This is a genomic window from Nonomuraea sp. K271 (genome assembly GCF_009908215.1).
Lineage (GTDB): Bacteria > Actinomycetota > Actinomycetes > Streptosporangiales > Streptosporangiaceae > Nonomuraea > Nonomuraea longispora.
The window spans coordinates 18,585-30,429 of the sequence record NZ_JAAAHR010000121.1 but is presented as its reverse complement, the minus strand read 5'-3'; the positions used below and the strand labels follow the sequence as shown (position 1 = coordinate 30,429).

12 protein-coding genes are annotated in these 11,845 nt (G+C 70.4%); 4 read left to right on the top strand and 8 right to left on the bottom strand.

The window, feature by feature from the left end; translation table 11 throughout:
* From GUY59_RS32585 to GUY59_RS32575, 3 genes are all read right to left on the bottom strand, one after another.
* The coding region (locus tag GUY59_RS32585) for an acyl-CoA dehydrogenase family protein (RefSeq protein WP_161714810.1) at positions 1-554 on the bottom strand (554 nt) is incomplete at its 3' end.
* A 26-nt stretch (positions 555-580) separates the two neighbouring features.
* Entirely contained in the window at positions 581-1,744 is a 1,164-nt protein-coding gene (locus GUY59_RS32580) for an acyl-CoA dehydrogenase family protein (RefSeq protein ID WP_138204148.1), read from the bottom strand.
* Positions 1,741-2,943: an acyl-CoA dehydrogenase family protein gene (locus GUY59_RS32575; RefSeq protein ID WP_138204146.1), complete on the bottom strand. Its 1,203-nt coding sequence runs from the start codon at positions 2,941-2,943 to the stop codon at positions 1,741-1,743. The genes GUY59_RS32580 and GUY59_RS32575 overlap by 4 nt, the downstream gene beginning before the upstream one ends.
* A gap of 107 nt (positions 2,944-3,050) precedes the next feature.
* Between GUY59_RS32575 and GUY59_RS32570 the strand changes: the two genes are divergently transcribed.
* A complete protein-coding gene (locus GUY59_RS32570; protein ID WP_138204144.1) occupies positions 3,051-3,644 on the top strand; it encodes a GNAT family N-acetyltransferase in 594 nt (197 codons plus the stop codon).
* 36 nt (positions 3,645-3,680) lie between these two features.
* On the top strand, positions 3,681-4,307 hold the full coding sequence (locus tag GUY59_RS32565) for a VOC family protein (RefSeq protein WP_201761609.1): 627 nt from the start codon (positions 3,681-3,683) through the stop codon (positions 4,305-4,307).
* On the opposite strand, the gene GUY59_RS32560 is transcribed toward GUY59_RS32565, so the two are convergent.
* Positions 4,294-4,890 carry a TetR/AcrR family transcriptional regulator gene (locus tag GUY59_RS32560; RefSeq protein ID WP_138204140.1) on the bottom strand — a complete coding sequence of 199 codons (597 nt, stop codon included), beginning with the start codon at positions 4,888-4,890 and terminating at the stop codon, positions 4,294-4,296. The two genes, GUY59_RS32565 and GUY59_RS32560, sit on opposite strands and share 14 nt — an antisense overlap.
* A gap of 78 nt (positions 4,891-4,968) precedes the next feature.
* Here GUY59_RS32560 and GUY59_RS32555 point away from each other — a divergent pair, with 78 nt between their 5' ends.
* Positions 4,969-6,153 (top strand): FAD-dependent monooxygenase, encoded by a 1,185-nt coding sequence (locus tag GUY59_RS32555; protein ID WP_138204138.1) that lies wholly within the window; start codon positions 4,969-4,971, stop codon positions 6,151-6,153.
* Between the two features lie 6 nt (positions 6,154-6,159).
* Here the strand turns inward: GUY59_RS32555 and GUY59_RS32550 are convergent, their stop codons facing one another.
* The 4 genes from GUY59_RS32550 to GUY59_RS32535 all read right to left on the bottom strand — a co-directional run bounded on the left by GUY59_RS32550 (position 6,160) and on the right by GUY59_RS32535 (position 10,558).
* On the bottom strand, positions 6,160-8,532 hold the full coding sequence (locus GUY59_RS32550) for a right-handed parallel beta-helix repeat-containing protein (protein ID WP_161714809.1): 2,373 nt from the start codon (positions 8,530-8,532) through the stop codon (positions 6,160-6,162).
* Between the two features lie 175 nt (positions 8,533-8,707).
* A complete protein-coding gene (locus GUY59_RS32545; RefSeq protein WP_138204134.1) occupies positions 8,708-9,589 on the bottom strand; it encodes a DMT family transporter in 882 nt (293 codons plus the stop codon).
* A 155-nt stretch (positions 9,590-9,744) separates the two neighbouring features.
* Positions 9,745-10,119, bottom strand: coding sequence for a VOC family protein (locus GUY59_RS32540; protein WP_138204132.1), 375 nt, complete (start codon positions 10,117-10,119; stop codon positions 9,745-9,747).
* Positions 10,120-10,213: 94 nt separating this feature from the next.
* Positions 10,214-10,558, bottom strand: a complete 345-nt coding sequence (locus tag GUY59_RS32535) for a PRC-barrel domain containing protein (protein WP_132333353.1) — start codon at positions 10,556-10,558, stop codon at positions 10,214-10,216.
* Between the two features lie 159 nt (positions 10,559-10,717).
* On the opposite strand from GUY59_RS32535, the gene GUY59_RS32530 reads away from it, so the two are divergent.
* A complete protein-coding gene (locus tag GUY59_RS32530) occupies positions 10,718-11,809 on the top strand; it encodes an acyltransferase family protein (RefSeq protein ID WP_138204130.1) in 1,092 nt (363 codons plus the stop codon).
* The last annotated feature ends 36 nt before the right edge of the window (positions 11,810-11,845 follow it).

Below are 11,845 nucleotides of genomic sequence, written 5' to 3'. Positions count from 1 at the left end.
GCCGTGCCTCCCCCGGCCATGCCTCCCCCGGCCGTGGGCACCTCGACCGCGTACAGGTCGCCGTTCACGGGGGCCAGCAGCACGTCGGCCACGTCCGCACCGGCCACGCCGGTGACCTCGCCGGAGATCCGGCCCTCGCCGTCCACGCTCAGCGACGCCCCGAGCTCCGGCCGGTAGGGGGAGGCGGCGAACGAGACCGCCAGCGCGGCCGTGCGCCTGCCCTCGGCCAGCTCGCCGAGCAGGGCGTCACGGGTCGGAAGCAGCGCGTACGTGGCCAGCACCGCGCTGGTGAGGAACGGCACCGGCGCCACCGCCCTGCCCAGCTCCTCCAGCACGACGGCCGCCTCGCTGGCCGACGCGCCCGCGCCGCCCAGCTCCTCGGGGATGAGCAGCCCGGCGACCCCGATCTCCCCGGCCAGCGTCTTCCACAGGTCAAGGTCGTAGGGCTCGGACTCGACGCGCTTGAGCACCGCCGCGGGCGGGCACCGGTCGGCGAGCAGCCCTCGTACGGCGGCCCGCAGCTCCTCCTCGACATCCGAATACAGCAGCGTCATGCTCACCGCTCCTCCCTCGCTCCGTGTCATCGCGGCAGGTCCTTCCAGGGCACGTCCTTGTCGACGCGGGGCTCGGAGGGGAGGCCGAGCACCCGTTCGGCGATGATGTTGCGCAGGATCTCGGAGGTGCCGCCCTCGATCGAGTTGCCCTTGGCCCGCAGATAGCGGTAGCCGGGCCCGCGCCCGTAGAAGTCGACGTTCTCGGAGCGCCTGAACGTCCAGTCGTCGTAGCCGAGATCCCGTCTGAACTCGACGTCGAACCCGGTCAGCGCCTGGTTGAGCCGGGCGAACGACAACTTCATGCCCGAGCCCTCGGGTCCCGGCTGCCCCGCGGCGAGCTGCTCGCGCAGCCGCGCCCCCGACAGCCGGGTCACCTCGGCCTCCACCCAGAGCGACAACAACCGCTGGTGCAGGTCGTGGCTGCGCAGCTCGGGGTGCTCGCGCCAGGCCTCGACCACGGAGGCCACCATGCCGCCGCCGCGCCGCGCGGGCGCGCCGCCGATGGCGACGCGCTCGTTCATCAGCGTGGTCTGCGCGACCCGCCAGCCGTCGCCGACCTCGCCCAGCCGCAGGTCGTCGGGGAGCCGGACGCCGGTCAGGAACACCTCGTTGAACTCGGCCTCGCCGGTGATCTGCCGCAGCGGCCGCACCTCGACGCCCGGCGCGTGCATGTCGCAGACGAAGTACGTCATCCCGCGGTGTTTCGGCACGTCGGGGTCCGTACGGGTGACGAGGATGGCCCACCGGGAGTGGTGGGCGCCGGACGTCCACACCTTCTGCCCGTCGATCACCCACTCGTCGCCGTCCCTGACCGCCCTGGTCGCCAGCGTGGCCAGGTCGGACCCGGCGCCGGGCTCGCTGAAGAGCTGGCACCAGATCTCCTCGCCCGTCCACAGCGGCCGCAGGAAACGTCGTTGCTGCTCCTCCGTCCCGAACGCCAGGATCGTCGGCGCCGCCATGCCCAGGCCGATGCCCTGGAGGCCGCCGTTGATCTGCGGCGTGTGCGCCAGTTCCCGCTCCACGACCTGCTGCAGCTCCCGTGGCGCCCCGAGACCGCCCAGTCCTTCGGGGAACCACACCCAGGCGAGCCCGGCGTCGAACCTGGCCCTCAGGAACTCCAGCCGGTCGCGGCCCGGATCGTGCTCGCCGAGGAACGCGGCCACGCGCTCCTTGATCTCCGCCTCGTTCACATCCACCTCTTCAGCTCGCGATAGGCCAGTGACCTCTTGTGCACCTCGTCCGGGCCGTCCGCGAGGCGCAGCGAGCGCGCGTGCGCCCAGAGCGCGGCCAGCGGGAAGTCCTGGGAGACGCCGCCCGCGCCGTGCACCTGGACGGCCTTGTCCAGGATCCACTCCACGGTGATCGGCGTGGAGATCTTGATGGCCTGGATCTCGGTGTGGGCCCCCTGGTTGCCCACCGTGTCCATGAGCCAGGCCGTCTTGAGCACGAGCAGGCGCAGCTGCTCGATCCTGATGCGGGACTCGGCGATCCAGTCCTGTACGACGCCCTGATGGGCGACGGGCGCTCCGAACGTGTTCCTCGTCAGCGCCCGCCGGCACATCAGCTCCACGGCGCGCTCGGCCATGCCGATCAGGCGCATGCAGTGGTGGATGCGGCCGGGGCCGAGCCGCGCCTGGGCGATGGCGAAGCCGCCGCCCTCCTCGCCGATCAGGTTCTCCGCCGGCACGCGTACGTCCTCGAACACGATCTCGGCGTGGCCGCCGTGGTCGGCGTCGGAGTAGCCGAACACGTGCATGCCCCGCTTGACGTGCACGCCCGGGGTGTCGCGCGGCACGAGGATCATGCTCTGCCTGCGGTGTTTGGGCGCGTCGGGGTTCGTCTTGCCCATGACGATGAGGATCTTGCAATTGGGGTTCATCGCTCCCGAGATGAACCACTTGCGGCCGTTGATGACGTACTCGTCGCCGTCGCGGACGATGGAGGTGGCGATGTTCGTGGCGTCGGAGGAGGCCACGTCGGGCTCCGTCATCGCGAACGCCGAGCGGATCTCGCCGTCGAGCAGCGGCCGCAGCCACTCCTCCCGCTGCCATGGGCTGCCGAACATGGAGAGGACCTCCATGTTGCCGGTGTCGGGGGCGGCGCAGTTGGTGGCCGTCGGGGCGAGCGTGGGACTCCGGCCCATGACCTCCGCCAGGGGCGCGTACTGGAGGTTCGTCAGCCCGGCGCCGTGCTCGCTGGGCAGGAACAGGTTCCACAGGCCGCGCTTCCTGGCCTCGTCCTTGAGGTCGGCCATCAGCGGCGGCGGGCTCCACCCGCTGGTCGCCGCCTGCTCCTCGAAAGCGGGCTCAGCGGGATAGACGCATTCGTCCATGAAGCGCAGCAGTCGCTCGCGCAGGTCCTCGGTGACGGTGTCGTAAGCGAAGTCCATGCCGGTGAGCCTACCGACCGGCCGGTATGAGTGTCGACAGTGGTTCTCCGTAAAAGGGCCCAGGTGGCCATCACGGAGAGCGCCCGGCCGTCCGTAGGGTGGCCGCCATGACCTCCAAGCTGCCCGGACCCGTGGTGCTCGAGAACGCCGTCGTCCGGCTGGAACCCCTGGCCATGGAGCACATGCCCGACCTGTTCGCCGCCGGCGGCGGGGACGACGAGGTCTGGCGCTGGATGCCCGCGGGCACGCCGCACACCGAGTCGGAGCTCGCGAAGGTCGCCCGCCACCTGATCGACGACGACCGGCACGTCCCGCTGGCGGTCGTGCACAGGCGGAGCGGACGCGCGGTGGGCTGGACCACGTACGCCGACGTGCCCGGCTTCGACGAGAGCATCGAGATCGGCTGGACGTGGTACGGCCGCGCGCACTGGCGCACGAACGTCAACACCGCCTGCAAGCTCCTGCTCATCGACCACGCCTTCGCGCTCGGCTACAACCGGGTCCTGCTCAAGACCGACGTGCGCAACGTACGCTCGCAGGACGCCATCAGGCGCATCGGCGGGGTGCACGAGGGCACGCTGCGCCGTCACCGCAAGAGGCCCGACGGCACCTGGCGCGACACGGCCTGCTTCGGCATCCTCGACGACGAGTGGCCGCCGCACCGGGAGCGCCTGAGCACGCCGCGAGAGGGCCACGCCTGACCTGCCGGTGACCCGCCGTCACGCAGAATTGCCTGTATGAGCCTCGACCACCTCGTGTACGCCACCCCCGACCTGGAGTCCACCGCCGCGGAACTGGAACGGCTGCTCGGCGTGCGCCCGGCGGCCGGAGGGCGGCACCCGGGGTTCGGGACGGCCAACCGGCTGGTCCGCCTGGGCGGCATGAGCTATCTGGAGATCGTCGGGCCCGACCCGGAGCAGGAGCCCCCCGCCGGGTCCCGGCCGTTCGGCATCGACAGGCTGGAAGCGGCGGCGCTGGTCGGCTGGGCGGTGGCGGTCGACGACATCGACGCGGTCACGGCCAGGGCCCGCGCCCGCGGTTACGACCCCGGCGACCCGCTGGGCATGTCGCGGCGCACGCCGACCGGCGACCTGCTCGAATGGCGGCTCACCCCGCCCGGACGGGCCGGGCACGACGGGCTGGTGCCGTTCCTCATCGACTGGGGCGACACCCCGCACCCCGCCGGTCCCGGGCTGCCGGCTGCCGAGCTGGTGTCGCTCGCGGGCGGCCATCCGGACGCCGAGGGCGTACGCGCGGCACTGGCAGCCGTCGGCGCCCGGCTCGACGTGGACGAGCAAACCCATCCGGTCCTGACGGCCATCCTGTCCGGCGGCCACGGCCTGGTGACCCTCACGGGCCCCTGAAGGTTTCGCGGCCCTCGCCGGGGTCCTGGGGCAGCATACCGGTCAGGAGGTCCTCGACGGCCTGTCTCAGCTCCTCGAAGGTCGGCATGGCGCCGGCCCCCACGATCGCGTCGAACATGAGCCCTTCGCCGAAGGCCACGAGCTGACGGGCGTGCCGCACCGGGTCGCGGGAGCCCTGGGCGGCCAGCAGCGCCACCGCCGGGTCGCGGAAACGACTGCCCGCGGCGTCGTAGATCTCGCGCAGCTCCGGCCGCCGCGTCGCCTCCAGCGCCAGCTCGTAGCGGGCCAGCGTGCGCCGACGGTCGTTGAGCTGCACGAGCAGCCCTCCGGCCACCCGGTCCACGATTCCCCCCGCCGGGCCAGCCGCCGGGCTCGCGAGGGCGGGGCCGAGGGCCCGCAGCTCCAGCTCGGCGAGCCTGGACAGGGTCAGCTCCAGCAGGGCGGCGCGCGTACGGGCGAGGTTGGAGGTCGACCCCGGCGGCAGCCCGGCCGCCTCGTCGACGGCCCGGTGGGTGAGCCCGCGCATGCCGCGCTCGGCCAGCAGCGTGATGGCCGTGTCCGCGACCAGCTCTGAGCGTTTCACGGGACCCGATTCTACCGCCGCCCGACTACGGGCGTAGTATGCGGGAACTACAGCCGTAGTGCGAGAGGGGCAGAGGACATGCCGAAGGCCGTGGTGATCGGCGGTGGCGTCGGAGGGCTGACCGCCGGGGTGGCGCTCCGGCGCGCGGGGTGGGACGTGACCGTGCTCGAACGCGCCGCCCACCTCGCCCCGGTGGGGTCGGGGCTGGCCATGGCGCCGAACGCGTTGAAGGCGCTCGACGCGCTCGACCTGGGCGATCGGGTGCGCCGGCTCGGCCGGTTCGAGGGGCAGGCGGGCATCCGCCGCCCGGACGGACGCCCGCTCGTGCACACCACGGACGACGACGCGCAGGCGCGCTACGGCGACTCGGTGGTGGTCATGTTGCGGGCCGCGCTGTTGGACGTGCTCGCCGGCGCCCTGGGCGAGGCCCGCCTGCGCCTGGGCGTCACCGTCTCCGGCGTGGACGCAGCCCGCGGGGTCGTCCGCACCGGCGCGGGCGACCTGGAGGCCGACCTGGTCGTGGCCGCCGACGGCATCCACTCGGCGACCCGCAAGGCGCTCTTCGCCGGCCATCCCGGCCCCGCCTACTCCGGCGTGACGGCCTGGCGCGGCCTCGTGCCCAGGTCCGGACTGCCCATCCAGAGCACGGAGACCTGGGGCAAGGGGCTGTTGTTCGGGGTCCATTTGCTGGCGGGAGATCTCGTCTACGTGTACGCGACCGACGTCTCCCCCGCCGGGGCCGTCCACGAGGACGGGCGGGAGGAACTGCTGCGCAGGTTCGGCGACTGGCACGAGCCGATCCCCGCGCTGCTGCGGGCGGCCGACCCCACGCGGATCATCCGCAACGACATCTTCTCCTTCGCCACGCCGCTGCCCGCGCTCCACAGCGGCAGGGTCGCGTTCGTCGGCGACGCCGCCCACCCCATGACGCCCAACCTCGGCCAGGGAGCCTGCCAGGCGATCGAGGACGCCGTCGTCCTGGCCCACCTGGCGGCCGGCTCCCCCGCGGCCGAGGACGCGCTGCCCGCCTACACCGCCGCCCGCCTCGACCGCACGTGGCAGGTCGTCCGCCGGTCCATGACGATCTGCCGGCTCACCAAGGTCCGCAACGCGCCGGCCGTACGGCTGCGCGACCTCGCGATGTCCACGGCCGCCCGGCTCCGTCCCGACCTGATGCTGCGCTCCATGGACGACGTGCTCGGCTGGCGTCCTCCCGCGCCGACCGGACGGAAGGACGCGCCGAGCATCCCGTCCGACGGCTGAGACTCCCTACCGGGGCCCGATGCCGTCCAGGGTGAAGCGCCTGTTCCACTCGCGCACCCACGCCGGGCCGAAGCCCTCGGCCCGGTTGAGCGGCGTGGCCCTGGCGTCGAACTTGCCGGTGGCGGGATCGAAGGCGACCTCGGCGGCGCTGTCCTGCTTGACGTTGTGCGCGTCGAAATCCGGGTTGAAGGTCTTGACGTTCAGTCCGCCGGCGTCGTCGGTGTAGGCGAAGTCGCCCGTCGCGATGCTGACCGACCGGGTCAGCACGTTGTGCGACGGCACGTACACGGAGTCCGGGTTCTCCCACACGTGCGCTCGCGTGCACTCGGTGGTGTCGATCGAGGTGCACAGCTCGCCGTCGGCCTTCGACGGGACGTACCAGTCGCGGATGTTCGGGTACTGCCGGCCGTAGCGGCGGTACCACGTCTCGATGTTCTCCCGGGTGTTCGTGAAGCCGCTGCCGTCGCCCGGCTTCAGCATGTCGTTGAAGCGCTCGACCACGACCTTCGAGTTCGGCACCGGCAGGTCGTCCTCGTGGTAGAGCTTGTCGTGCCCGATGTACGTCACGTCCTTGAAGACGTTGTCCGAGGCGACGTTGCTGTGGCCCGCCTGGAAGAACAGGCCGTGCTGGACGTTGTCGAACACGTTGTGGTGCACGACCATCCCCGACATGCCGTCGTCCATGTAGACGGCCTGGTTGCCGTCCGCGCCGATGTCCTTGAACAGGTTGTACGCGACCACGTTGTTCAGGTACGTGTAGTCGCGGCCCGCGTAGATCACACCCTGGTCCGAGGCGTGCGTCACCAGCCGCTCGAACCTGTTGTGACTGATCTCCATGTCGTTGCCCATGATCTGGATCGCCATGTGGGGCGCGTCGTGGACGTGGTTGTAGCGGAAGGTGTTGCCGACCCCGTACATGTAGCCGGCGGGCGTGTAGGTGGCGAGCTTGGAGAAGTCGTAGATCTCGTTGTGCTCCACGACGTGGCCGCCGCGCTCCAGCGAGTCGCGGTCGCCGCCGGCGGTGAACACCCCGCCGCCGCCGAGGTCGTGCAGGCGGCTGTTGACCACCTTGTTGCGGTGGCCGCCGCGGCTCGTGCGGTATTCGGCGACGGCCGTGATGGCGTCGTTGGCCTCGCCGATCGCGATCGCGTCCATGCTGGCGTTCAGGATCTCCAGGCCGTCGACGGTGCACGACTCCGCGTCGAGCAGCCGCACGGCCGTGCCGGTGGTGCCGTTCAGCTTCAGACCCTTGAGCGTCACCCCGCGCACGTTCTCCAGCTGGAAGAACGGCGCGTCGAAGGAGGTCAGGCTGATCTCCTTGCCCTCGACGGTTCCGCCCGGCGGGTAGTAGTAGAGGACGCCGGCGTCGTTCCAGCGGTCGATGTAATACTCACCCTCGGTGTCGAGCTCGCTCAGCACGTTCTGGGCGACGAAAGAGGTCCACTTGTCGGTGGCGGCGTACATCGTGGGATATGTCGTGCGCAGCTCCGCCTCAGCGGGGTCGACGGAGGCGATGCGTACGCGGTCGTTGGCGTAGTTGTTGCCGAAATAGCCGGACAGCCAGCCGTCGGTCTCGAACACCGTGTTGTCGAGTTCCTGGCCCTGCGGCGGCGCCCAGGCGGAGGAGCGCTCCTTCAGGGCGGCGTCGACGGCGGTGTAGACGGGTCCCGGCAGCTTGAGCATGTCCTCGTACGGCAGGGTGGTGCCGTCCTCGGTCTTGTCGGAGAAGTAGTCCCTGGCTCCCTTCGGCGCCTCCTTGACCGTGATGGCGGCGCTGTCGAGCTTGCCGGCGTCGTTCGGATACTGCGCCAAGGTCTGGGTCGCGTCGTCGGTGATCAGCTCGGGCGCGAACGGCTGAGGTTTCCAGTTGAACCCGTTCTTCATGATCACCCCGGCGGGGATGCCCGCGGCACCCAGGTCGTAGACGTGGACCTGGCCGGCCACCGCGTCGGGGACGCGCGCCTTCGACGACCACTTGGCCTCGTCCGGCAGGTCGCTCAGCCTGCGGAACGCGCCGGGATCGAGAGTGGTGACGCCGGCGAACTCGACCTGCTCGCCCGGGTGGGCGGCGTAGGTGACATGGGAGTGCTCCGGGCCGCTCAGCTCGATGGTCTCGGACGTCTGGTAGACGCCTTCCCTGATGTGGACGACGCCGGGCCGGCGCGCGCTCGTCCGTCCCGCCAGCGCGTCGCGGGCCTGCTCGACCGTCGGGAACGGATCCGTTCTCGTACCGGTGGCGCCCTCCCTGCCGTCCTTGGCCACGTAGACGACGGTCTTCGCGCCGGATAAGCCGGGCTCCGCCAAGGCCGGCGCCGGCGCTCCGGCCGCCGTGACCACCAGGACGGACGCGATCAGGACACCCATCGATCTTCTCGCCATGCTCGTGCCACTCCTGCTCGTATCAGAGCACATCGCTGCAATGTGACAGACCACCATGGTCATCGCCGATGCACCGTAACCCCGCAGGCCATGACAATTCAACCGTTTGACCAACGCGACCGCCGAAGGCATCGCCGCCGCGCGGCGTCACGAGGGGCCGCGCGGGTCGCGTGGCTCAGCTTGCGTCCGACGTCGCCGACACCGGGACGGGGGCCGGTTCGTTGCCGGTCGGAGCCGGGCGGTGGTCGGGGGCCAGGCGGCCGAGCGTGATCGTGCCGCCGATGGTCAGCGCGCCGGCCAGCAGGGCGGGGATGGCCGTGGACGGGGCCGTGGGCAGCGGCTCGCCGAGCAGGATCGCGCCCGCGAGCACCGAGGTGATGGGGTCGATGACCTGCACGCCGGCGTAGGCGATGCCGAAGTAGCCGACCGCGTACGAGCGCTGGAGCAGCACGACCGCGCAGACCAGCAACAGGGGGATGGCGAGGGTGAACCAGTGGGCCAGGCGCCCCAGGTCGCCCTCGAGGCCGCCGCCGACCACGCGGACGAACGTGGAGACGCTCGCGGTCACGGCCCCCGCGCCCACCGAGAGCAGGGCGGCCTTGGCCGGCCCGTGCACCCGGCGGGCCATCAGCTGGGTGACCAGGGTGATCAGCCCGATCACGGCGATGAACCCGATGGCCGCGCCGTCGCCCAGCCGGGGCGGCACGTTGTGCTCCGGCACCAGCATCATGAGCCATAGCAGACCCACCGCCACGGCGATCGATCCGAGGATCTCCGCACGGTAGGGCCTGCGCCCGTACAGGAACGCCGCCAGCGGCACCGCGAACACGAGGGTGGCGACGCTGATCGGCTGGACGGCGACCAGCGGCGCTAAGCTCAGCGCCACCGCGTGCAGGCACGCGCCGGTGAAGCCGATGATGCCGCCGATCCACCAGCGGGGGCGTCGCACCAGCCGGAGCGAAGCGCCCTCGGCGACGGCTTCGTACTGCTGCAGTGCGGCGCCGAGCGCGTAGCCCAGCGCGCCGGCCAGAGCGATCAGCAGGCCGATCCAGGTCATCGCGGCCCGCGCAGGAGCAGGCGTCCTTCCAGGAGCATTGCTCCAGCTTATGAGCCCAACGACCTTCCAGAATCCACCTTTAGGCTGATAAATCCGCCTGAACCCACTTTGAACAGCACGAACATGTGACTCATCCTGAACCGGCCGGGCCCGCCCTAGGAACGTTCAGGACAGACGCAGAACAGGTGGCCCTCGGGATCCCGCAGGACGACCCAGCCCGTGCCCTCCTCGGTGACACCCGGCTGGAAGTCGGGCCTGGTCGCGCCCAGCGCGATGTACTCGCCGACCGCCTTGTCCACGTCCGGCACCCTGAAGTCGAGGTGGAACTGCTTGCCCTCACCGGGCCACGCGGCCGGCTTTCGGCCGGGGACCCGCCCGAAGTAGATGTTCGTGGTGCCGTCGCCCACGGCCGCGTACTCGTCCTCGGAGTACTGGATGTCCAGCCCGGTGACCTCGTGGTAGAACGCGGCCAGCTTCCTGGGCTCCGCGCAATCCAGAGTGACCGCCAGGAGCTTCGCTTTCGTCGTCATGGCTTCAGCGTTCCAGCCGTACCTGCCAGCTTCTGTCAGGTACGGAAAGGGCCGCGCCCTGAAGCGGACGCGGCCCTCCCCTCACGACACGTAGTCACCCGTGGAAGCGGCCGTAGTAGTCACCCAGCCGCGTCCGGTATTCGGGCTCCTTGAACGTGCCCTCGTCGAACTCGGGCGCGTCCTTGATCTCGGCCTTGGTGCGCGCGACGAACACGTCGCGCTCCTGCGGGTCGATGCTCGTGACGACCTGCGCCGGAAGCATGACCTTCTTGCCGAAGATCCAGGGGCCGGTGTCGACGATGATGTAGCTCTCGCCGACCTCGTACGTCGCCTCGTCGACGGTCCCGATCTTCCCGTCGGTCGCCTGCACGCGGAAGCCCGCGAGGTCCAGGCTCCTGCCACGGTCGTAGACGTCAGGTCGGTAGTCCCAGAGCTCCATGGGAACTCGTCCTCTCCTCTTGCCGTCTTTCTCGGGCCCCCATCCGCTACCCGAACAGAGCTCCGTAAACCGGTAACAAAGCGGTTAACAGCTAGCGATCATTTACTAGTCAGCAAGCGGTCTAGGCCACCCTCTTCTAGGACAAGAAGGGTGAAAAAAATGCCAACTAGCTCAGACCGTCTGTACGAGATCGACGGCCTCCGGCTACTGGCGGCGCTCTGCGTCGTGCTGTTCCACTACACGTTCTCCGGCTGGGCCGGCGACCACAGCCCGGTCGTCTTCGCCGCGGAGAGCGCCTGGTCCAAGTACGGCTACCTGGGCGTGGACCTGTTCTTCCTGGTCAGCGGCTTCGTGGTGCTGATGAGCGCCTGGGGCAGGACCCCGCGCGCGTTCGTCGTCTCGCGCGTCGTGCGGCTCTACCCCGCGTACTGGGTGGGCATCGCCGTCACCAGCGTGGTCACCGTGACGCTGGGACAGGGCGTGTTCGAGGTGAGCCTGCCGCAGGTGCTGGCGAACCTGACGATGTTCCAGTCGGTGCCGAACATCGCGAACGTGGACGTGGTCTATTGGACCCTCTGGGCCGAGATGCGGTTCTACTTCCTCATCCTGGCCTTCACCTTCATCGGCATGACGCGCACCCGGGTCATGGTGGGGCTCTGGGCCTGGCTGGGGCTGACGGTCCTGGTCCAGGCTGGGCTGCTGCCGGGCATCGCCGACCTGGTCGTGCAGTCGGAGTTCTCCCACTACTTCATCGCGGGCATGGCGCTGTTCATGCTCTACAGGTTCGGGCTGAGCGTGCAGATCGCCCTGCTGGTGCCGATCTGCCTGGGCAACGCCGTCTACCGGGCCGTCGGGTACGCCGACGCCGTGGGCGAACGGTACTCCGTGGAGTACTCGCACGGCGTGATCATCGCCGTGGTCGTGCTGATCTTCCTCGTCATGACGCTCATCGCGCTGCGCGCCACCCGGTGGCTGGGCAGGCCGTGGCTGGTGACGGCCGGCGCGCTGACGTACCCGCTCTACCTGCTGCACGCGCACGTCGGGTTCGTGATCTTCTCCCGCGTGGGCGACGCGGTCAACAAGTACGTGCTCCTGGCCGGGCTGATCGCGGTCATGCTCGGGGCCGCGTACCTGGTGTACCGGTTCGTCGAGCGGCCGCTCGCGCCCCGGCTGAAGGTCATGTTGTCGGGTCGCGCGCCTGCTCACGTGCCCCGGCACGCGCAGCGTGAGATGTCCGACAGGCCGGGCTGACTGTCCTGACAACCGCCGGCACGCGGGACATCAAGG